At 64.0% G+C, this 20,586-nt stretch carries 19 protein-coding genes; all 19 read right to left on the reverse strand.

The genetic code is table 11. The features are described 5' to 3' along the window. Nucleotides 1–10: 10 nt before the first annotated feature. Nucleotides 11–817: a cytochrome c oxidase subunit 3 gene (locus AC0L2A_RS03140; RefSeq protein WP_473607459.1), complete on the reverse strand. Its 807-nt coding sequence runs from the start codon at nucleotides 815–817 to the stop codon at nucleotides 11–13. After that, nucleotides 814–2,388, reverse strand: coding sequence for a cytochrome c oxidase subunit I (locus AC0L2A_RS03145; RefSeq protein ID WP_473607461.1), 1,575 nt, complete (start codon nucleotides 2,386–2,388; stop codon nucleotides 814–816). Before AC0L2A_RS03145 ends, AC0L2A_RS03140 begins: the two co-directional genes overlap by 4 nt. Further along, nucleotides 2,385–3,209 (reverse strand): cytochrome c oxidase subunit II, encoded by an 825-nt coding sequence (gene coxB / locus AC0L2A_RS03150; RefSeq protein ID WP_473607462.1) that lies wholly within the window; start codon nucleotides 3,207–3,209, stop codon nucleotides 2,385–2,387. Before coxB ends, AC0L2A_RS03145 begins: the two co-directional genes overlap by 4 nt. 5 nt (nucleotides 3,210–3,214) lie before the next feature. Continuing rightward, nucleotides 3,215–4,828 (reverse strand): GMC family oxidoreductase, encoded by a 1,614-nt coding sequence (locus AC0L2A_RS03155; RefSeq protein ID WP_473607464.1) that lies wholly within the window; start codon nucleotides 4,826–4,828, stop codon nucleotides 3,215–3,217. Further along, entirely contained in the window at nucleotides 4,825–5,373 is a 549-nt protein-coding gene (locus AC0L2A_RS03160; protein WP_091592345.1) for a sugar dehydrogenase complex small subunit, read from the reverse strand. The genes AC0L2A_RS03155 and AC0L2A_RS03160 overlap by 4 nt, the downstream gene beginning before the upstream one ends. A gap of 315 nt (nucleotides 5,374–5,688) precedes the next feature. Beyond that, nucleotides 5,689–6,813: a D-alanyl-D-alanine-carboxypeptidase/endopeptidase AmpH gene (gene ampH, locus AC0L2A_RS03165; protein ID WP_473607465.1), complete on the reverse strand. Its 1,125-nt coding sequence runs from the start codon at nucleotides 6,811–6,813 to the stop codon at nucleotides 5,689–5,691. Nucleotides 6,814–7,298: 485 nt separating this feature from the next. Beyond that, on the reverse strand, nucleotides 7,299–8,798 hold the full coding sequence (locus AC0L2A_RS03170) for a helicase HerA domain-containing protein (RefSeq protein WP_473607466.1): 1,500 nt from the start codon (nucleotides 8,796–8,798) through the stop codon (nucleotides 7,299–7,301). A 214-nt stretch (nucleotides 8,799–9,012) separates the two neighbouring features. Beyond that, complete coding sequence (locus AC0L2A_RS03175; protein ID WP_473607468.1) at nucleotides 9,013–10,278, reverse strand: MFS transporter; 1,266 nt, start codon at nucleotides 10,276–10,278, stop codon at nucleotides 9,013–9,015. Further along, nucleotides 10,275–11,663 carry an NAD(P)-binding domain-containing protein gene (locus AC0L2A_RS03180; RefSeq protein WP_473607469.1) on the reverse strand — a complete coding sequence of 463 codons (1,389 nt, stop codon included), beginning with the start codon at nucleotides 11,661–11,663 and terminating at the stop codon, nucleotides 10,275–10,277. Before AC0L2A_RS03180 ends, AC0L2A_RS03175 begins: the two co-directional genes overlap by 4 nt. A gap of 50 nt (nucleotides 11,664–11,713) precedes the next feature. Further along, a complete protein-coding gene (locus tag AC0L2A_RS03185; protein ID WP_473517155.1) occupies nucleotides 11,714–12,034 on the reverse strand; it encodes an ArsR/SmtB family transcription factor in 321 nt (106 codons plus the stop codon). Nucleotides 12,035–12,121: 87 nt separating this feature from the next. Further along, nucleotides 12,122–12,868: an arsenical resistance protein ArsH gene (arsH, locus tag AC0L2A_RS03190; RefSeq protein WP_473607471.1), complete on the reverse strand. Its 747-nt coding sequence runs from the start codon at nucleotides 12,866–12,868 to the stop codon at nucleotides 12,122–12,124. Next, complete coding sequence (gene arsC / locus AC0L2A_RS03195) at nucleotides 12,843–13,265, reverse strand: arsenate reductase (glutaredoxin) (RefSeq protein WP_473607472.1); 423 nt, start codon at nucleotides 13,263–13,265, stop codon at nucleotides 12,843–12,845. The genes arsH and arsC overlap by 26 nt, the downstream gene beginning before the upstream one ends. Continuing rightward, complete coding sequence (locus AC0L2A_RS03200) at nucleotides 13,262–13,951, reverse strand: aquaporin (protein ID WP_287122346.1); 690 nt, start codon at nucleotides 13,949–13,951, stop codon at nucleotides 13,262–13,264. The genes arsC and AC0L2A_RS03200 overlap by 4 nt, the downstream gene beginning before the upstream one ends. 4 nt (nucleotides 13,952–13,955) lie before the next feature. Next, the gene (locus AC0L2A_RS03205) at nucleotides 13,956–14,462 is read right to left on the reverse strand and encodes an arsenate reductase ArsC (RefSeq protein WP_287122344.1); all 507 of its coding nucleotides are present in this window, start codon (nucleotides 14,460–14,462) and stop codon (nucleotides 13,956–13,958) included. Between the two features lie 16 nt (nucleotides 14,463–14,478). Then, on the reverse strand, nucleotides 14,479–14,811 hold the full coding sequence (locus tag AC0L2A_RS03210; RefSeq protein WP_077380823.1) for an ArsR/SmtB family transcription factor: 333 nt from the start codon (nucleotides 14,809–14,811) through the stop codon (nucleotides 14,479–14,481). Nucleotides 14,812–14,986: 175 nt separating this feature from the next. After that, nucleotides 14,987–15,169 carry a hypothetical protein gene (locus tag AC0L2A_RS03215; RefSeq protein ID WP_473607473.1) on the reverse strand — a complete coding sequence of 61 codons (183 nt, stop codon included), beginning with the start codon at nucleotides 15,167–15,169 and terminating at the stop codon, nucleotides 14,987–14,989. A gap of 126 nt (nucleotides 15,170–15,295) precedes the next feature. Further along, on the reverse strand, nucleotides 15,296–18,427 hold the full coding sequence (locus AC0L2A_RS03220; protein ID WP_473607475.1) for an efflux RND transporter permease subunit: 3,132 nt from the start codon (nucleotides 18,425–18,427) through the stop codon (nucleotides 15,296–15,298). Then, nucleotides 18,424–19,596: an efflux RND transporter periplasmic adaptor subunit gene (locus AC0L2A_RS03225; protein WP_473607476.1), complete on the reverse strand. Its 1,173-nt coding sequence runs from the start codon at nucleotides 19,594–19,596 to the stop codon at nucleotides 18,424–18,426. The genes AC0L2A_RS03220 and AC0L2A_RS03225 overlap by 4 nt, the downstream gene beginning before the upstream one ends. A gap of 32 nt (nucleotides 19,597–19,628) precedes the next feature. Further along, a complete protein-coding gene (locus tag AC0L2A_RS03230; RefSeq protein ID WP_473607477.1) occupies nucleotides 19,629–20,537 on the reverse strand; it encodes a hypothetical protein in 909 nt (302 codons plus the stop codon). Between the last annotated feature and the right edge of the window lie 49 nt (nucleotides 20,538–20,586).

The raw sequence follows: 20,586 nt of genomic DNA on the forward strand, positions 1-20,586 counted from the left end.
CGGTACGCTCCTAGCTGGCCCAGGCGTAGAAGACGGCGAACAGCAGAAGCCACACCGCATCGACAAAATGCCAGTACCAGGATGCCGCCGTCGTGATGAAGCCGGCGCCGCCGGCTGAGCGCGCGCGGATCACCCGATATGCGGCGATCGACAGCAACAAGATGCCGATAACGACGTGCAGGCCGTGGAAGCCAGTCGTAAGGAAGAAGATCGAGGGATAGACACCGTCGCGGAATCCCACCGAGGCGAGGCTGAATTCCCGAAGCTGAAGGCCGACGAACACGCCGCCGAGCGCGATCGCCACGGTAAGCCCGATAGCCGAAACCTGCCATCGCTCTTTCAGAAGCCAGTCATGCGCCGCTGCGACGCAGACCCCCGACGCGACGAGGATCACTGTGTTGAGAAGCGGGCCGCCCCAAGGGTCGTCGGGGCGCATCGGCGTAGGTGGCCATGAGCTGAACCCCGCGATCCCCGGATAGATCGCGTATCGTAGGTAGACAGCGAACAAGGCGGCGAAGAACGCTACCTCGGACGCGATTAAGGCGATGATCGCGATCCTCGGGCCAAAGGTGTTTTGCGGACCATTCGCACGCTCACCACTCGTCGCCCGCGACCACGCTGTCAGAGCGACGAACAATGGCAGAAGCCCCACCGCGATCACGAGCGGACCGAGTACCGCGATGCTGCCGGCCAGCGTGCCGAACAGCGACGGGTGGAAGAGCGCGAGACCGGCGCACGCTAGCAGGAACAGCGAGACAGCAATCGCGACAGGCCATCGGCCATCCGTGCCGCCGACCTCGGTGACAGTCTTGCTCACGCGCCTGCCTCCGCGCCCGCCGTGCCACGCGGACGCGCCATCCCGGGATCGTCATCCCATTCATGCGTGAAAGCCGGACCCCACACGTCGCGCGGGGCCGGCGCGCCACGCCGCAGCGAGACCGCAAGCATCACCAGGAACAGCAGCGTGGAGGCGAGCGCGAGCACAGCGCCGAGCGACGCAATCATATTCCAGCCCAAGAAACCGTCCGGATAATCCGCGATGCGCCGTGGCATTCCTGCCAGTCCGAGGAAATGCATCGGGAAAAACAGAACGTTGGTGCCGATGAAGAAGCACCAGAAATGCAACCGTCCAACCCACTCCGGAAACATGCGTCCGGTCATGCGCGGGAACCAGTAATAGAAGCCGGCGAAGATCGCATAGGTCGCGCCGAGGCTCAGCACATAGTGGAAATGCGCGACGACGTAGTAGGTGTTGTGCAGCACTTGATCCGCGCCGGCATTGGCAAGCACGATCCCCGTCGTGCCGCCGACCGTGAACATGATGATGAAGCCCAGCGCCCACAGCATCGGCACGGTGAGGCGGATCGACCCGCCCCACATAGTGGCAATCCAGGCGAACACCTTGATGCCGGTCGGCACCGCGATCACCATCGAGGCCAGCGTGAAGAAGGCACGCGGCGCGAAGCCGACACCGACGGTGAACATATGGTGCGCCCAGACGATGAAACCCAGCGCCGCAATTGATGCCATCGCCAGCACCATGCCGGGATAACCGAAAATCGGGCGACCTGAGAACCGCGAGACGATCTGGCTGATGATGCCGAAGGCCGGCAGGATCATAATATAGACCTCCGGATGGCCGAAGAACCAGAAGAGGTTCATGAACAGCATCGGGTCTCCGCCGCCGGCTGGATCGAAAAAGGCGCCGCCGAAATTGCGGTCGGCAAGCAGCATCGCCAGCGCGGCCGCCAGCACCGGCATGGCGAGAAGCAGCATGAGCGACGAAATCAGGATCGACCACACGAACAGCGGCATGCCGAACAGCGGCAAGCGATCCTCGCGCATGTTAAGGATGGTAGTGACGAAATTGATCGCGCTGATCACAGAAGAAATGCCGGCCAAGTGCAGCGCGAGGATCGTCATGTCGACCGACGGTCCGGGCTGGCCGTCTATGCCCGACAGCGGCGGATAGAGGCTCCAGCCGGTACCCGTTCCGTCGCCGACCAGCAGCGACCCGATCAGCATGATCAAGGACAGCGGCAGCAACCAGAAGCCGAGACTGTTCAGTCCCGGAAAGGCCATGTCGCGCGCACCGATCATCAGCGGGACGAACCAGTTGCCGAAGCCGCCGATCAACGCCGGCATCACCATGTAGAAGATCATGATTAGGCCATGCGCGGTGATCAGCGCGTTCCAGGCCTGGCCGTTGACGACATAGTCCATGCCCGGCTGCGCCAGTTCGAGCCGCATGTAGCCCGAGATCGCGCCGCCCAGCGTCCCCGCCATGATCGCGAATCCGAGATAAAGCGTGCCGATCGCCTTATGGTCGGTGGTGAACAGCCAGGCCGCAATCGACCGGCACTCGGGCCTATGTTCGGTGGCGCTCATTTCGCCACCTGCGCTGATATAGTCGCGGCGCTGACGACCGGATATCGCGTTGCAGCGTCCCGCACCCAGGCGTCGAAATCAGGCTGCGCCATGGCCTCGATCGCGATCGGCATGAAGGAGTGGTTCAGACCGCAGATCTGGTTGCACTGCCCGTAATAGACGCCCGGCTTCTCGACGCGTGTCCAGGTTTCGTTGAGGCGCCCGGGCATGGCGTAAATCTGTAGGCCCAGTGCCGGCATGAAGAAGGAGTGCACGACGTCCGACGATGTCACCTGTATGCGCACGACAGCGCCGACCGGGACAACCATGCGATTGTCGACCGCTAGCAGACGCGGTTCACCGGCCGGAACGGAGGCCGGCGGCAACATGATGGAATCGTATGCGAAGCCGCCATTGTCGGGATAGGAATAACGCCAGAACCACTGATGGCCGCTGGCCTTTATCGTCAACTGTGCGTCGGGAATATCGCTCTCATAGGCGAGCAGCTGGAGCGACGGCGCGGCGATCGCGCCCAGCACCAGCACCGGCGCGATCGTCCAGCCGAATTCCAGCCAGGGCATGCGCGTGACTTTTGACGCCGTGGGGTGCCGGCTCGCCCGGAAGCGCAAGAGCGCGAAACCGATCAGCATGGCGACGAGCGCGACGATGCAGATGCCGATCAGCAATATGTGGTCGTGCAGCGCAACGATCCGCTCCTTCGTCTCCGAGGCCGAGACGCCGAAACTTGTCTGCCAGTTCGCCGGCGCCTGCGCCAAGCCGTGCCGTGCGTCGAGCATCATTGCGGAGACAAAACCGAGGAAAACAGTGCCCCGCCCGCGCATGACATCTACGCCTTCAGCAGGGAGATGAGATGCGCGCCGAGGCGCGCACTGAGCGCCGCAATGGTGAGCGTGGGCGCATTCGCCGTGATGGACGGGAAGACGGACGAGCCAACGATGTAGAGGTTTGGATGGTCGTGGCTCTTCAGGTCCCTGTCGACGACCGAGGTGAGCGGGTCATCTCCCATGCGTGTCGTGCCGCCCATGATCGCGCTGTCAGCGATCGGGCCGAGCTGCTTGATCTGCGTGGCGCCGAGTGCAGCCATGAGCTTGTTCTGCACATCGCGCGCGACCGCCAGCCCGCGCGCCGTGTAGTCGTCAGACTTGAAGGCGATGTTCGGCCGCGGAATGCCGATCCCGTCCATCTGATTGCTCAGCGTCACGCGATTGTCCGGATTGGGAAGTATTTCGGCAGAGCTGCCAATGATCAGCTCCCGCGCGACGTGCGAACGGACTGCCGCCTTCAGCGCATCGCCGCGCAGGCCCTGTTTGATGAAGGTCGTCGCAGCCTGGAACGGACCGACCGCCCGCGCCCAGCCCTCGTTGGAAGGCGAGATGCCGATGGCCGCACGCTCGTTGCGGAAATCGCCGTCCCGAAGCTCGGCAATGCCACCGGTCGAGACCGGTCCGCGATAGGTGAACACGGGATCCCTGGTCAGTCCCTGAATGCCGACATCGATCTGCGACAGCAGATTGCGGCCGACCTGGTCGGAACTGTTCGCCACGCCCGTCGGCGCATTGTCTCCCGTCGAAAGCAGTAGCAGCTTTGGCGTCTCAATGGTATGCGCCGCGATGACCACAATTTTTCCGGTCGCGCTGCCCTCGCTGCGATCTGGGCGACGGTAACGCACTTCGGCAATGCGTTTGTCCGGACCGACGACTAGCTCGTGCACCACGGCCTGCGGCTCGACATGCGCGCTGGCGCGCTCCGCGATGGCGAGATGATGCGTCGCGTCGTACTTCGCCTGGATGGGGCAGATCGGCACGCAACTCGCATTGCCGCAGCATTGCGGGCGGCCATCCCGCCACACCGAATTGCGCGCCTGTGGAAATGGCAACACCGAGTAGCCGAGCGCCTTGGCAGCGATGCCGACCTGCTTGTCGGCATAGGTCATGGGGATCGGTGGCATCGGAAACGACCTTGAGCGCGGCGCGCCGAAATCGGCGGTGTCGTCGCCCGCGACGCCGATCTCTTCCTCGGCGGCCTGATACCACGGCTCCATGTCGCCATAGGCGATAGGCCAATCGACGCCGACGCCGAACTTCGAGCGCATCTTGAAATCGTTTGGCCGGAACCGCGCGGCGAGCCCGCCCCAGTGCCACGTGGTGCCGCCGACGATCCTCGCCTGCTGTCCCCTAAAGGTGTCCGGCCCAGCCTCGACATAGTAGGCGGAGAAGTCGGATTCTTCCGGCTGCGGCGCATAGGGCTGGTCGGGGTAAGGCGAGTTCTGGCCCTTCGCGGACGAGTACTGGAATCGTGTCACAGCGGTGCCGCGATCGACGCGCGGTCCCGCCTCGAGGAACAGCACGCTGAAGCCTGCTTTCGCGATAGCCGCGCCGGCAAGCGCCGCGGCTACGCCTGAACCGACAAACACGACATCGGCGGACGCCGGCGCGGTCATTCGGAAAACCGTCCGGGCGGCGGTGCGTTCGCCCACGCGCCAAAATTCGTGTCGCATCGCGTCGGCGGCTTGGTGTAACCGCAGGCATGCCAGACGAACGCATCGAGATAGGTAAGGACGCGTTCTTCCGAGCCGTGCATGATGCTACCCGTATACCAGGCTTGGATGAGCGATTCCGACAGCGGTTTCAGCCCCGCCGACGCAACCGCGCTGTCCCATTCTGTCTCGGGCTGTTCCGTCACGATCGCATGCAGTTTTCCGAGATCGGCGGCGTCAGCCGAGAATGCCTGCAGGAACAATTCCGGCAGCGTGGCGTCGCTCGGCGACATGCCCGTCAGTATGCCTGTCAATTCGCGAAACGCGCCGAGGTCGATCGCGCTGCTCAACGCGACCTGGCTACGGGCCGCGGCGGGCAATCCGAAGAATGCGGCGAGCGTCGAGACGGCAATCAGAAGCTCCCGTCGCCGCACTGTTGCCGGCGCAGAATGATGCGGCGCCGGCTGACCTACCTGCTTGGGCAGACGCGCATCGTCACTGCCAGCCATCGGTACCCTCAAGGCGAGCCTCTGCTGAAACAACGAGGCCGCACGCTTATCTGAAGCTACGGCTCAATCTGAGATTGGTCAATCGACCCTTTCAAGCTCAGAACAGTCGAGCCAGAGAGCTCCACATTTGAGATCAAAAGCGCCGCTTGGGCCCGACCTTGCACGCGAATCCATGCGGTGGTCGTCCTCAGGAGGGGATAGCTAAGCCGTCGGCCGGAAATAGCCGATGTCGAGCTTGCCTTGCCACCAAACATGCGGTCCGTCAGGCCCTCCACAGCGTTAATCATCGCGCACGTTCCCCGATCAGTGCGAAAATCAGCGTGGAGCGATCTCTGCGACGAGATCGTTCGTCGTCTTGACCCCCGCCATGAAGCCGGCGGCATTGAATTGGTTCATGACGAAGAAAGCGCCGACGCCGCGTGTCGGTGCAATCGCAACATAGAGAAACATCCCTTGCAGGCCGCCGCTCTTCTGGAGGATGAGCGGGCTATGCTCGGTGGGGAGCATGACGACCCATCCGAGACCCATGGCGTCCATCGGGCCGCCGTCATCCAGCCCCACCACCGACGCGAGCCCGTCCCGGTACAAAAAAGCCGCGTGGTTCAAAAGCCGCAACTCGGCATCGGCCGCAGAAGGCTTGTTCTCGACATGCCAGTTCATCCAGCGCAGCAGATCGTCCGCGGTCGAGTACAATCCACCGGCGCACTCCATGGCTGTGCTCGTCGGCACGATGGGCATGGCGCTGCCGTCGAAGTTATGGCCCTGCATCAGGCGCGGCTCGTCCTCCGGCCTTGCGTTGAAAACCGTGTCTTTCATGCCGAGAGGATCGAGGACACGCTCCCGAAGGAGCTCGACATAAGGCTTTCCAGAGACATTCGCGAGCGCCGCTCCAAGGAGGTCGTATCCGAAGTTCGAATAGAGAACGGCGGTGCCCGGCGCGAACAGCAGCGGATTGTCCTTGAGGGCGGCAATCTGCGCCTCTTTGGTGTTCGTAGAGAAGGGGTCGGAGGGGGGCGCATCGGCCACTGGCACCTCCCGCGGAAGGCCGGAAGCTTGCGCGACGAGATCGATCAGCCGGAGGGCGCGGCCATCCTTCTCAGGGAGCGTGACGTCCCAGCCGAGGCGATCCTGCAGCCGGTCGGTGAGCTGTACCTTGCCGTCGATCGCCAGCGAGGAAAGCACACTGCCGCAGAACACCTTGCTCACGGATGCGATGCGGAACATTGTGTCGCCGTCGGGCACTTTTTCACTCCCGTCGGCAATCTTGCCGAAACCAGCCAAGGCCGTCTCGCCGTTGCGCACGGCGCCGAAGATCAGGCCAGGCACTTCGGTGGAGAGATACAGGATCGTACCGTTGAACTGCACCGCTTCCGTCAGCAGCTTGTCCTCGGCATGTCCAGAAGAGGGAACGGCTGCGATTGCCGTCAAAGCGATGGCCATAAGTCGGCGCGATCGAGACAAACGCATTGCCGAAATCCTTTGATGAAGCTGCAGAATAAAATCTTCGGAAAAAGGGCCGCCGCGTAGTATCTTACCATCTCTCCAGAAGCAGGGGATGTCAACAGAATGAACCGAAGGGGGTAATCGGCGGCGGTAGCGTAGTTTCGGCGGCTATTTGCGCTACAGTCATGCCGTATTTCTTGTCATTCGTCAGTTGATCGGGGCTGATCTCTTCATTAGCAAACCGACCCGCGGGTAATTTAGAAGATATGTGAAGCGCCGTCGGCAGGAGGGAGTGCTGTAGCGTCGAGCAATTTACAATAGGCGGATCTGCGTCGCGCCAGTCGTCGTATGATGAAGACCGGGCAGAAGAGCTGTGGCGGGCCAAGGCCCTATCTCCGCAAAAAAGACTCGCCGCTGTACCTGCCGCTTGGCGATACATCGCCTTGATGCGTGGCATTTCCCTTGCGCGCTCGGCCGCCGCCTCACACAGCCAAACGCCCCTGCTCCACCTCCGCAGCACCGGGATCCCCTGGCGCCGTCGCCCAGGCCAATTCCACCAGCGTCACCGTCCGCCTTCCAACCCCGTCGAGCTGGCAGACGATCAGCCCCTGCTCTTCGATATAGGTCAGCAGGCGCCGGGCGCGGCGCAGCGAGTGCGAGCCGTAGGCGCGGGCGATCGCCGCGTCGCTCGGGCAGGGCCAGCCCTCCTTCGCCGCGCGGGCGATCATCATGAACACGCCTTGCATATCCTCGGGCAGCAGCGAGGCGCGCGCCGAGACGTCCTGCCAGGCGTCATCCCCTGCCATGTCGGAGCCGAGGCCGGCGCGGGCGCGCGTCAGCATGCGGCGAAAGGCGGGCAGGTCCGGCACCACCGAGGCGAGGCCTTCTATCCGGCAGCGGACCACGAACTCCTGATAAAGCACGCCGATGACCCGGAAGCCCGCGTCGGGCTGCGCCAGAACGGCGCGCAGGACACGGTCGACGCGCTCACGCCGCTCCGCCAAATCCTCGGCGCTGATCGGCGGCTCCGCCGGTTCGGGGCGGATTTCCAGCGCCGCCGACTTCGCCGCCATCAGCTGATCGAGAAGGTCCGGCGACGACCGGCGCTGCGGCCGGACAGTTTCCGGCGGCGGGGCTGCCAGGATGATGGCGCGTGCGTCCTCAAGGGCTGCTTCCGGCAGCGGCATCAGCCGCGGCGTGCCATTGCGCGGACTTGTGTCGGTCGGGCCGATGCGCAAGCCGAGCGGACGGCGCGACAGCGCCGGGCCGAGCGCCATGAATTGCCCGCGCTCCAGGTCGCGAAAAGCCTCCGCCTGGCGCCGATCCATGCCCAAAAGGTCGGCGGCGCGCGCCATGTCGATATCGAGAAAAGTCCGGCCCATGAGGAAATTGGAAGCCTCGGCGGCGACATTCTTGGCCAGCTTGGCCAGCCGCTGAGTGGCGATGATGCCGGCAAGCCCGCGTTTGCGGCCTCGGCACATCAGGTTCGTCATGGCGCCAAGCGAGAGCTTGCGCGCCTCGTCCGAAACCTCGCCGGCCACAGCCGGCGCGAACAGCTGCGCCTCGTCCACCACCACCAGCATCGGGTACCAGTGGTCGCGGGCGACCTCAAAAAGCCCGCCAAGGAAGGCGGCGGCGCGGCGCATCTGGTTCTCGGCGTCGAGCCCCTCGAGATTGAGCACCGTGGAGACGCGGTGGATGCGCGCCCGCTCGCCGGCGCTCTGCAGGCCGCGCTCGGTATGCTCCTCGGCATCGATCACCAAATGGCCGAACCGGTCGCCCAGCGAGACGAAGTCGCCTTCGGGGTCGATGATGGTCTGCTGCACCCAAGGGGCACTCTGCTCCAGCAGCCGGCGCAGCAGATGGGATTTGCCGGAGCCCGAATTGCCCTGCACCAAAAGGCGCGTCGCCAGCAGCTCCTCAAGATCCAGCGCCGCCGGGGCGCCTGCGGTCGTGTGGCCCATCTCGATCGCAACGGTCATGTCTCGACTCTCCTTAGGGAGAGGGCTTATCAACCGCATCACAGCCCGTCGAGCGCCGATGGCCGGCGGTTTCGGGTTGCGCACAGCTCGACGCTGCTGTCTGCTTGGATGGAGCGCAACCATCAGACGCATATCGACCGGCTCACGACGATGTTTCTGGCGCCAGCGCTCAAGCGAGGCTGGGACGGGCGATCACGGCGAATGAAGATCGGCGTCATCGCCTCGCATGCTGGACATCGTTTGCACGGCCGGCCGCCGAGCATGGTACGCGATTAAGGAACAGACCCGGCGCTCGAGGCCGGAAAAGCAGCAGCGCGAGCGCGCCGACCAACACCGCATTGACCAGGGCAAGTGCCGACAGGACGGCAAGCATGCCATGCGCACCGAGCTGTTCGACCAGCAGCGCGCCCACGGAAGGGGCGGCGGCTTGAGCAATCAGGCTTGGCATGGCCAGACGACCCATAAGCCTGGCGTAGCCGGAGGCACCGAACAGGGCCAGCGGCAATGTTCCTCGGGCAATTGATTCCAGGCCGATGCCGGCACCGTAAAACGCCAAGGCCAGCGGGATGATCGGCATTCCCATCCAGAGAGCCGACACCCCGATCGCCACGCATCCGACTGATACGACCTTGGTCCATATCGGATGGTGGTAGCGGGCAACGACCATCTCGATTGCGCGAGCGCCGACCTGCGACGGACCGACAAGCGCGCCCAGTCCCACCGCCGCGGCCAGCGCCATGCCAGTCGACTGAAGGACAGTTAGAAGATGGACGGAGAGGGTCGAGGATATGACCGCCGCGAGCGTTATAGTCGTCGCCAGGATGACCATAACCGGCGTCGACCTCGTCACAGGCACAGAAGCCACGACTGTCTTCTGATCAGACTGGCTGGCGGGCCGGGCGACGCCACGCGGCAGGATAAGGAGATACAGCGGCAGAGCGACCAGCAATTGCACGGCGGCATAGACCAGACATGCCCCTCGCCATCCGATCTCTCCCATTAAAAAAGCAGAAAGCGGCCAGCAAACCGTGCTTGCGAAGCCGCCGAACAGAGTGAGCGTGGTGATGGCGGAGCGCGCGCCATGGCCATATAGTCGGCCCAGGGTCGCAAAGGCGGCATCGTAGAGCCCAGCCCCCATCCCAAGGCCGATAACAAGCCAGGCAACGATGTAGGCCGCTAAACTTGGAGCAATTGCCAATCCGATCTGACCAATCCCGATGCATGCGGCGCTGAAGGCCAGCACATTCCGGCCGCCATGCCGTTCGATCGAGCTACCCACGCGTGGAGAAATCAGCCCGCCGACGAAAAGGCCGAGGGACAGGCCTCCGACAACCCATGCCAGAGGCCAACCCGTGTCGGCCACAACGGCCGGCGCAATCACCGCCGGGAGATAATAGGAAGACCCCCACGCCATGATCTGCGTCATGCCGAGCGCGGCGATGATCGTGCCGCGACTGCGCGTAGGCTGTGAAAGACTCATGCCGCGACGCCGCAGCCGCAGCCCGACTTGCCGCTCGCCTTTGCCTTGGCATCGTCGGCACAACAGGCATCGACAGCTGCCGGCGCTGGTCCGCCACAGCAACCCTGGGACGACGAGCCTGAAAGTGACACCGGCACCGTGCAGACGCCGGTTTTGGGCAACACCAGCTGCACGGCATCGGCGGCAGCCATGTCGCCGGCGATCGCCGCGGCGACCGAGCGGACCTGCTCATAGCCGGTCAGCAGCAGGAATGTCGGCGCCCGGCCATAGCTTTTGACGCCGACCGTGTAGAAATCGGGCTCGGGGTGGCTGAGTTCGCGATGGCCATGCGGTGGGACATCGCCGCATGAGTGCTCGTTGGGATCGATGAGCGGCCCGAGCGCCTTGACGCCTTCGAGCCACGGATCGAGGTCCAGCCGAAGCTCCCGGGTCAAGGCAAGATCGGGGCGCTGCCCCGTCGCGGCAATGATCCTGTCGACGGGGTCGAGCGTGCGCAACCCGTCCTTTGCCTGGCCTTCGACAGCGAGGCGGCCGTCGACCTCACGGATAGCAACAATCGCAAAGCCGGTCACCAGCCGCACCCGGCCACTCTCGGCGAGCTCCCGGACATCCGAACCAAGCTCGCCGCGCGCCGGCAGGGCGTCGGCATCGCCGCCGCCATAGATGCGGACAAGGTCGGTGCCGCGTGTCACCCATAGTGCCGAAGTGCCCGGTTCGGTTTGCGCAAGCTCCGCCAATTCCAGCAAGGCATTGGCAGCGGAATGGCCGGCGCCGACCACCAATGTCGTGCGACCTGCATAGAGATGACAGTCGCGGCCGAGAACATTTGGGATGCCGTAGGCGATGCGGTCGCCAAATTCCCTCTCACCTTCGGCCGGCAAGCCACCCGCACCGAGCGGGTTCGGCGTCTGCCAGGTGCCGGATGCATCGATCACGGCACGGGCGCTGTCCCGGCGCGTGCCTTCCGCGGTTTCGACCACAAGCATGAACGGCCGCGTCTCCCGCGCCTTGCTCAACACCTTGTCGGCTCCCCAGCGGGAAATGGCGACAACACAGGCATTGGTCTCAATCGACGGCGCCAGTTCGGCAAGCTTGGCCAGCGGCGCGAGATACTGGTCGACGATCTCATCCGCGGTGGGGAACGCCTCCGGCTCCGGCATTTGCCAGCCATGGCTCTCGAGAAGTTTTCGGGCGACCGCATCGACACAATAACGCCATGGCGTGAAAACCCGGACATGACCCCAATCCCGAAGGTTCGAGCCGACAGAAGAACCAGCCTCGTAAACCCTAACCGGAAGGCCACGGCTGACCAGTTGGGCGGCCGCCGCCAGACCAACAGGTCCGCCGCCGATGATAGCGATCGGGAGATCGTTTTCAGAAACCATGACACCCCTTCTATGTTTCTAGGATTATAGAAATACCAGTCAAAAAAGAGTTATGCAGCCGCCTCCCCGACAGCCGGGCCGCATGCGGCATCGGCACAACATTCGTCGGCAAGAAAGCCAAGGAGATCGTTCATGACAGGGTAATTGGCCCGGCAGATCAGCGTCGTTGCTTGGCGTTCCTGGGAGACCAGGCCGGTCAGGATGAGCCGGTGCAGATGATGCGACAGCGTCGACGCAGCGATGCCAAGGCTTTCCTGCAGATAACCGACCGGTCGCCCGGTTTCGCCTGCCCGCACCAGCGTGCGATAAAGCTTGAGCCGCGTCGGATTGCCGAGTGCTTCAAGCTGTTTTGCTGCTTGTTCGAGTTTCATGGAAATAAGGTAGCGCTGAGACGACGTCCCGTCAATACTATTTCGAACATCATCGAATTAATCGTATACCGGTATCGCACACCCGCCTCACATCGACCGCTGGTTGACCCGCTTGGCGACTTCTTCGGCGCTTTCGACGCGCTCGGAATAACGGTCCGCGAGATAGGCGGACCGATCACGCAAGAGCAGCGTGAACTTCATCAGCTCCTCCATCACGTCGACGATCCTGTTATAGTACGACGACGGCTTCATGCGGCCGGCCTCGTCGAACTCGTTGAAAGCCTTGGCTACCGACGACTGGTTGGGGATGGTGACCATCCGCATCCAGCGGCCGAGGATACGAAGCTGGTTGACGGCGTTGAAACTCTGCGAGCCGCCAGACACCTGCATCACCGCCAGCGTGCGGCCCTGCGTCGTCCTGACGCCGCCGGCCGAGAGCGGCAGCCAGTCGATCTGCGCCTTCATCACTCCCGTCATCGAGCCATGCCGCTCCGGCGAGCACCAGACCTGCGCTTCCGACCAGATCGACAGGTCTCGCAGCTCCTGGACTTTGGCGTGGTCGGCCGAGGTCGAATCCGGCAGCGGCAGGCCGGCGGGATTGTAGATGCGCACCTCGGCGCCCAGGCGGCGCAAAATGCGAGCTGCCTCCTCCGTCGCAAGCCGCGAATAGGACCGCTCGCGCAGCGAGCCGTAGAGCATCAGCACGCGAGGTTTGTGGATCGACCGCGGCACGTCGAGCAGCGCCGGCAGGTCGATCGGCCGGAACTGGTCTTCGTCGACGTTCGGAAGCGAGTCGTCTAGCACTAGGTCAGGCAACGCGCTTGCCCTGCGCATCGATGACGACTTCGCCGTCTTCCTTGGCGAACGGCCCGATCTCAGGATTGGGCAGGATGTCGAGAACCGCTTCGGACGGCCGAGCAAGCATGGTGCCAAGCGGCGTCACGACGATCGGCCGGTTGATCAGGATCGGATGCGCCAGCATGAAATCGACGATCTCGTCGTCGGTCAATTTGGGATCGCCGAGATTGAGCTCGGCGTAAGGCGTGCCCTTCTCGCGCAGCAATTGGCGCGGCGTCATCCCCATCGCCGCGATCAGCTCGACCAGCCGTTCACGCGACGGCGGATTTTTCAGATACTCGATCACCTCAGGCTCTTCGCCGGACTGCCGGATGATGGCGAGCGTGTTGCGCGAGGTGCCGCAGTTGGGGTTGTGGTAGATGGTGATGGTCATTTCGCGGCTCTCATCTGTCTGATTGGCTTGGGTTCAGCGAGCAGCCAACCTGCCAACGCCATCGCAAGCAGCGCGCCCAGCAGCTCGGCGACAATAAACCCCGGCAGATCTATCGGCCGGATGCCCGCGAAGGTGTTGGAAACCGCCCGGGCAATGGCGACTGCCGGATTGGCAAACGAGGTCGAGGCCGTGAACCAATAGGCCGCGGTGATGTAGAGGCCGACCAGCCATGGAATGGCATCCGAACGGAAGCGAAGACCGGCGAGAATGGTGAAGACCAGGCCGAAGGCGGCCACCAGTTCCGCAATCCATTGTCCGTTTCCGGTCCGCACGGTTTGCGAGATCTGGAGAATTGGCAGTTCGAACATGGCGTGCGCCAGCAGCGTTCCGGCGATGCCGCCGGCAATCTGGGCGATCACATAGGCCAGTGCAGCGTTCGCTTCGATTTCGCGCCGCAGCGCAAAAACCAGCGTCACCGCCGGATTGAAATGCGCCCCGGAAATCGGTCCGAGTATGGTGATCAGCACCACCAAAATCGCTCCAGTCGGCAGCGTGTTGCCGAGCAGGGAGAGACCCACATCGTCCGTCAGACGATCCGCCATGATGCCGGAGCCGACGACCGTCGCGACCAGCATTGCCGTGCCGAGCGCTTCCGCGACGATGCGGCGGGACAGGTCAGCCGCCATGATGTCAGCCGGCCTTCGGCAGATCGCGGCCGATTTCATCGAGCCGTTTCTGCAGGGCGAGCTTGTCGATCGTGTTCATCGGCAGGCTGACGAAGATCGAGATCCGGTTGTTGAGCATGCGATAGGCTTCGGCAAAGGCCAGATGCTTTTCGGCGTCGGTGCCGTCCACGGCGGCCGGGTCGGGCACGCCCCAATGCGCGGTCATCGGCTGTCCCGGCCAGACCGGGCAGGCTTCATTGGCCGCGTTGTCGCAGACGGTGAAAACGAAATTCATCTCGGGGGCGCCAGGAGCCGCGAATTCCTGCCAGTCTTTCGAGCGGGCGAAGGACGTGTCGTGGTTGAGGGTTTTCAACAGCTGGAGCGCGTAGGGATGGACCTCTCCCTTCGGGTGCGATCCGGCCGAATAGGCCCTGAACTTGCCGGCGCCGACACGGTTGAGGATCGCTTCGGCAAGGATCGACCGTGCCGAATTGCCGGTGCACAGGAAAAGCACGTTGTATGGATCATTCATGGGGTGGTCCTCCCTTCTAGCAGTTGCAAGTCACGGCCTGAATGACCGGCTGGCAGAGCTCCGGCGCGCCGTTGCAGCAATCCTCCATGAGATAGGCAAGCAGATCGCGAAAGCCGGTCATGTCGGCGACGTAGCGGATCGTCCGGCCGTCGCGCTCGGCGCGGACCAGGCCGGCATGGTCGAGGACCTTCAGATGCGCCGACATGGTGTTCTGCACCGCACCGAGGCGCGCGGCGATCTCGCCGGCTGGCACACCGTCCGCGCCCGCCCGCACCAGCAGGCGAAACACTTCAAGCCTGGTGTCCTGGCCAAGCGCTGCCAATGCGAGAAGAGCGGTGTTCTTATCCATGTATCCTAGAATCCGGAATTATCGATGTATATGGCGGGTATGTGACAACCAGATGACAGAGGCAAGCGGCTCATCATCTTCACCCGCAAATGTCCAGCGCGCGGAAATATGGCGCATTCTTCTCTGCGTCATAGGCTTCGAAGCCAGGCGTGGGCCGGCCTTGACGTCGCCGATCTCAGGTTTCGCGGTGTCGATCATGCCATCCCAACCGATGCATCGCTCTGCTTGCTTCCAGGGTCGGAACATCGGCTTCCGTGCTGCTTGCCTGCCCCATCGCCTTCGCAACATCCGCCGCCGTTGACATGCCGACTTGCGCCATGGCGCGGGTGAGCGTTGCGGTTGCTTCATTTTCATACATCTACCCTCAAATCCGATTGACTGTTGCTTGCCACGCGGCAATCCGCCGGCGCCCCCGCCAGCGCGTGGTAAGCTCGACGGTGATGCGGCGAAGGAACGGCGGCGGGTTTCGTGATCAGCGTGTCGATCACCCGCTTCCAGTCCCGGCGCCCGGCAGATCAGCTGCTTCGTCCGCGCCGGACCGTTCCACCAGCAGCTTGCGCAGATGGCGGCCGAGGAAGCGCTGGATATCGTCCATGAAGGTGTAGACCACCGGCACGTAGACCAGGCTGAGCACGGTCGAGGACAGCAACCCGCCGATGACGGCGATGGCCATCGGCGCCCGCGTCTCGGCATCGGCACCGAGGCCGAGCGCGATCGGCAGCATGCCGGCGCCCATAGCGACCGACGTCATCACGATCGGCCGCGCCCGCTTGCGAGCGGCGTCGATCAGCGCCTCGAAGCGGCTCATGCCGCGTTCCCGTTCGGCGATCAGCGCATACTCGACCAGCAGGATCGAGTTCTTCGCCGCGATCCCCATCAGCATCAACAGGCCGATCAGCGTCGAAAGCCCAAGCGCCTTGCCGGTGATCAGCATAAAGCCGAGCGCACCGCCGACCGACAGCGGCAGCGCGACCAGGATCGTCACCGGTTGCACGAAGCTGCGGAACAGAAGCACCAGCGTCAGGTACATCAGCAAGATGCCGGCGGCGATCGCCGTGGCAAAGCCGCTGAACAGCTCCTGCATGCGGGCGGCGTCGCCGCGCGCCAGTTCACGCACGCCCGCGGGCAGGTTCTGCATTGCCGGCAGGGCGCGGATGGCCGAGGTCGCGTCGCCGAGCGTGATGCCGGAAAGATCCGCCTCGACGGTGGCGCTGCGGCTGCGATCCACCCGCGCGATGCTGTTGGGCCCGGCGTTGAAGCTGATGTCGGCGATCGCGGCAAGCGGCACGGTGCCCTTGGTGCCGGTCAACGGCAGGACAGCGAGCTTCGAAGGGTCGTCGATGGCTCCGTCGGGCAAGGTCACGACGATCGACACCTGGCGATCGCCGAGATTGAATTTCGGCAGGCTGGTGTCGGTATCGCCGACGGTGGCGATCTTCACCGTCTGGGCGATCTCGGCCGGGGTGATGCCAAGCTCGGCCGCCTTGGCGCTGTCGGGGCGCACGATCAGCTCGGGTTTCGTCGTTGCAGCCGTCGATGTCGGATTGCTGAGGCCGGGAACCGACTTCATCTGGTCGATCAGCGCATCGCTGGTCTTCTGCAGCGCATCGCCATTGTCGCCTACCAGCGTGATCGACACCTTGGCGCCCGAAAAGCCGTCTGCGCCGAACTCGATGAGGGCACCGGGAATGTCGTTGAGCTTCGGAGAGGCCCCGGCCTCGAATTCCTGCTGGCTGACAGTCCGCTCGTCGCGCGGCTTCAGATTGACGGTAACATTGGCGCTGCGCACTTCGGCCGATGTCGATCCGCGGTTCGGCCCGCCGCCCGACTCGGCCGCCGTGCCGATCGTGGCGAAAATGCTGTCGACCGCCGGTTCGCCCTGCAGGCGTCTGGTGATGTCCTGCACCGCGGCCGTCGTCTGCTCGATCGTCGATCCCGGCTGCAGCTCGACCGAGATCATCGAGCGGCCGCGATCCGTTGCCGCCATGAATTCGGTCGGCAGCTGCGTCGCCAGCGCCAATGAGCCGGCGAAAAAGGCGATGCCGGCAACAAGCGTGATCCAGCGGTGGTCGAGCGCCTCGTGCAGCAGCCAGAGATAAGTCGGCACCCAGGCCGGCGTATCCTCTTCGCTGTCGCCGCCGGCGCGCACCAGATAGGCGCCCATCAGCGGGGTCAGCATGCGTGCCACCAGCAGCGAGAACAGCACCGACACACAGACGGCGACGGCGAAGCTGACGAAGAATTTTCCCGGAATGCCGGGCATGAAGGCCACCGGCAGGAAGACGGCGACGATTGTGGCGGTGGTCGCCACCACGGCGAGGCCGATCTCGTCGGCGGCCTCGATCGCCGCTTGATAGGCTGTGGCGCCGGTCTGACGCATATGGCGCACGATATTCTCGATCTCGACGATGGCGTCGTCGACGAGGATGCCGACCACCAGCGACAGAGCGAGCAAGGTGATATTGTTGAGCGAAATGTCGAACGCCGCCATCACCGCAAAGGTCGGGATCAGCGATAGCGGCATGGCGACCCCCGACACCAGCGTCGCCCTGATGTCACGCAGGAACAGCCAGACAACGCCGATGGCGAGCAGCGCGCCGAGCCACAGCGCCTCGAACGCGGCATCGTAGCTTTCCTGGACAAAACCTGAGGACGAGGTGACCTCGGTGAATTTCACCGCATTTGTCTTCGCGCCCATTTCGGCGATCGCGGCGCGCGCGGCCTTGACCACGTCGATCTCGCTCGAACCGACCGACCGGTAGATGTTGAAGGCGACGACCTCTCTGCCGTCTAGATAGGCGGACTGGCGCGGCTTTTCCCAGCTGTCGACCACCTTGCCGAGGTCGGACAGCCTGACGTCGCCGGCTCCCACAAGTGCGATGCGTGTATCGGCCAGCGCCTCGACCGTCGAGGCACTGGCCAGCGTGCGGACCGACTGCTCCTGGCTGCCGATCGTCGTGCGGCCGCCTGGCTGGTTGACGTTGATGGAAGCGAGCGCCTGGCTGACATCGCCGGCGCTGATGCCGAGCGCGGCAAGGCGGTCGGGATCGAGCTCGACACGGATCACCCGGTCGACGCCGCCCGAACGGGTGATCTTGGACACTCCATCAACGCCCAACATCGCCTTGGCGACGTCGTTGTCGATGTACCAGCTCAGCGCGTCGGGCGACATGGCCGGCGCCTCGACCACATAGGTCAGCACCGAATTGCCTGATGCATTGACCTTCGTCACGACGGGCGCGACGGCAGCAGCAGGCAGGCTGGACTGGACGCTGGAGACCGCGTTGCGCACGTCGTTGGTGGCCGTTTCGGGTTCGGTGTCGAGGGTGAATTCGACTGAGGTGACTGAGGAGCCTTCGCTGATCGAGGTCGAGACGTCGTCGACGCCATCCAGGCTCGCCACGGCATTCTCGATGACCTGCGCGATCTGGACTTCCATCTCGCTCGGCGCAGCACCCGCCTGCGTCACCGTGACGGTGACGGTCGGCAAGTCGATGTCAGGCATGTTGTTGGTTCTGAGCTGCATGAAGCCATAGAGGCCGGCAATCGTCAGCGACAGGAACAAGACGATGGTCGGAACCGGATTGCGGATCGACCAGGAGGAAATCGCGTTCATCGCACCGTCTCCGTGTTTGATGCGGCCTGGCCGGCATCGCCCGCCGCGACGCGGACGAGATTGCCGTCATCGAGCAGGCCGGCTCCAGAGACGACGACGCTCTCGCCTTGGGTCAGCCCAGACACAATGGCGACGCGACCGGCCTTGCGGCTGCCGGTCGCAACGGAGCGGGCCGCAACTTTACCGCTTTCACCGACGACGAAGACGTTCGGCTTGCCATCGCGCCATGTCAGCGCGCTCTCCGCGATATTCAGGATTTCCGCCGAAGACGTAGCGATCGAGACTCGGGCGAACATGCCAGGCCTGAGCCCTGAGTTGTCCTGCGGCACGACATAGACGGTGCCCAGCCTTGTGGTGCCGTCGACCTTCTCGGCGATCGAGCTGACCTTGCCGGAAAGCATCTTGCCGGCGGCGTCGGTAATTGTCGCTGCCTGGTCAGTCGCGATCGCGGGCAGATCCTTCTCGGGCACCTGGACGGCAACCTCGACTTTGCCGTCACGCATGATTTTCATCAGTTCCGTGCCGGACTGAACGATGGAACCGGCCACCGCGGGCCTGGTGGACACCGAACCGTCAAAGGGGGCGTGGATCTCGGCCCGCGCGAGTTGCGCGGCGATGTTGTCCGCCGCCGCTTGAGCCTGGGCGAGTTGCGCCTGGCTGATCTTGACCGTGGTTGCTCTCTCTTCGGCCGTCTCGGCGCTGATCGCATTGCTGGTGATGAGCTTTTGGGCGCGCGCCCACGCCGTCTCGGCTGCCTCCAGCGTGGCGCGCGCCTGCTCGACGGTTGCCTTCTGCTCGGCGAGTTGGGCCTTCAGCACCGCATCATCGAGGCGCGCGATCACATCGCCCTTGCTGACGTGGTCGCCCTCGTCAACGAGAACCTCGGTCAGTTGCAGGCCGCTCGTCTGCGAGCCGATCGTGGCTTCCTGCCGTGCCTGAACCGTGCCGGTGGCGGTAATCACTGAGGCGATTTCATCCTTGCGCACCTTTTCGACCGAAACTGTCAGCGAGGCGGCCTGCGCGATCGCGGGTGTCTTGTCTGCAGTCGCATCGGCCCCATTCGCATCGATATTGCTGCGCCCATAGGCCTTGAGCATGGCGGCAATCGCGATGGCGAGAATGACGGCGAAAAGCAGCAGGTATTTCTTGCGCGACAATCTAGCGGCCATCGGTCTTCTCGGCGTTCGTTGAACTGGTTTTCTCAAGCGTGGGAACACCGAGCGAAAGGCGCCAGGTGCCGAAGACAAGCCTGGTCCCGCCGGTGAAGGCCTGCAGCGACCGAAGCGTCGTGGCCGAACCGCGGCGATGCTGCTCGGGCGCGGCCGCCATAAGCAGCCGCAGTATCAAGAACATCTCCCACATGGAAATTCTCTTTCATAAGGTGCCGGCCGGCCCGGCAACGGGGAAGGTCAGCGGACCGGCCGGTGCAGCCGGTCAGAGTTTGCTCGTCCGTCCGGGGTAGGGGTGGCGGGAGCTGCCTGCCAGGATTGGGCAGGCCTCCGGGGCCGGCTGCATCATCCGGCGGATTGCCCCATGGGCCGCGGGGTGGTCCATGAGGTCTATCCGCCGAAGCAAGGATTTCGAGTTGTTCGGGCGTCAGCTTGGCGCGAAGTGCTGCGATTGCTTCCTTCAGCTTTGCCGCCGAGGCAGCGCGAGCGGTAAGGTCGTCAGCCAGCTTTTCCTGGAAAGCGAAAGGATCGCGGGGACCCTGATCGCTATTGCTGCCGGGGCCTCCCGTGTCGGGACCGCGCTTGCCGGGACCATTCGGTCCATGATCGGGCCGTGTCAGCGTCGCCTGCAGCGCGCTGGTATAGTCGCGCCATGCGTCGAGCTGCTCGGTCCTGACGCCGATCCGGGTTTCGAGCGCGGAAAGTCGGACTGCGAGCCTGAATTCCGGCGGCCCCATATGTTGCCGGCCGAAGCCGTCCGGACCAGGCCGCATCGGCCGGTGCTGGCCGGGCCACGGCATCGGGCTGTCATCCGGCCCGCTCTGCATTGCCGCGACCTGCGGTTCCCCGCCAGGTCCGGTGACAGGGTCGGTGGGCTGCGCCAGCGCCGGATGAATGAGCGCGGCGGAGAAGAGGCCGAGAGCAAGAAGTCTGCTTTGCATGATGTAATCCTTTCCCACATGCTTCGGATGGCGAGAGGATAGGAGGCGA

It is taken from the genome of Mesorhizobium sp. WSM4844 (assembly GCF_055811775.1).

Bases quoted from the DNA above. Each gene is read 5' to 3' on its own strand.
- AC0L2A_RS03215 (WP_473607473.1), bottom strand. From the start codon at position 15,169: ATGTATGAAAATGAAGCAACCGCAACGCTCACCCGCGCCATGGCGCAA.
- AC0L2A_RS03175 (WP_473607468.1), bottom strand. From the start codon at position 10,278: ATGAGTCTTTCACAGCCTACGCGCAGTCGCGGCACGATCATCGCCGCG.
- coxB (WP_473607462.1), bottom strand. From the start codon at position 3,209: ATGCGCGGGCGGGGCACTGTTTTCCTCGGTTTTGTCTCCGCAATGATG.
- AC0L2A_RS03205 (WP_287122344.1), bottom strand. From the start codon at position 14,462: ATGAATGATCCATACAACGTGCTTTTCCTGTGCACCGGCAATTCGGCA.
- AC0L2A_RS03180 (WP_473607469.1), bottom strand. From the start codon at position 11,663: ATGGTTTCTGAAAACGATCTCCCGATCGCTATCATCGGCGGCGGACCT.
- AC0L2A_RS03230 (WP_473607477.1), bottom strand. From the start codon at position 20,537: ATGCAAAGCAGACTTCTTGCTCTCGGCCTCTTCTCCGCCGCGCTCATT.
- AC0L2A_RS03170 (WP_473607466.1), bottom strand. From the start codon at position 8,798: ATGACCGTTGCGATCGAGATGGGCCACACGACCGCAGGCGCCCCGGCG.
- ampH (WP_473607465.1), bottom strand. From the start codon at position 6,813: ATGGCCATCGCTTTGACGGCAATCGCAGCCGTTCCCTCTTCTGGACAT.
- AC0L2A_RS03160 (WP_091592345.1), bottom strand. From the start codon at position 5,373: ATGGCTGGCAGTGACGATGCGCGTCTGCCCAAGCAGGTAGGTCAGCCG.
- AC0L2A_RS03155 (WP_473607464.1), bottom strand. From the start codon at position 4,828: ATGACCGCGCCGGCGTCCGCCGATGTCGTGTTTGTCGGTTCAGGCGTA.
- AC0L2A_RS03185 (WP_473517155.1), bottom strand. From the start codon at position 12,034: ATGAAACTCGAACAAGCAGCAAAACAGCTTGAAGCACTCGGCAATCCG.
- arsC (WP_473607472.1), bottom strand. From the start codon at position 13,265: ATGACCATCACCATCTACCACAACCCCAACTGCGGCACCTCGCGCAAC.
- AC0L2A_RS03225 (WP_473607476.1), bottom strand. From the start codon at position 19,596: ATGGCCGCTAGATTGTCGCGCAAGAAATACCTGCTGCTTTTCGCCGTC.
- arsH (WP_473607471.1), bottom strand. From the start codon at position 12,868: ATGCGCAGGGCAAGCGCGTTGCCTGACCTAGTGCTAGACGACTCGCTT.
- AC0L2A_RS03145 (WP_473607461.1), bottom strand. From the start codon at position 2,388: ATGAGCGCCACCGAACATAGGCCCGAGTGCCGGTCGATTGCGGCCTGG.
- AC0L2A_RS03200 (WP_287122346.1), bottom strand. From the start codon at position 13,951: ATGGCGGCTGACCTGTCCCGCCGCATCGTCGCGGAAGCGCTCGGCACG.
- AC0L2A_RS03220 (WP_473607475.1), bottom strand. From the start codon at position 18,427: ATGAACGCGATTTCCTCCTGGTCGATCCGCAATCCGGTTCCGACCATC.
- AC0L2A_RS03210 (WP_077380823.1), bottom strand. From the start codon at position 14,811: ATGGATAAGAACACCGCTCTTCTCGCATTGGCAGCGCTTGGCCAGGAC.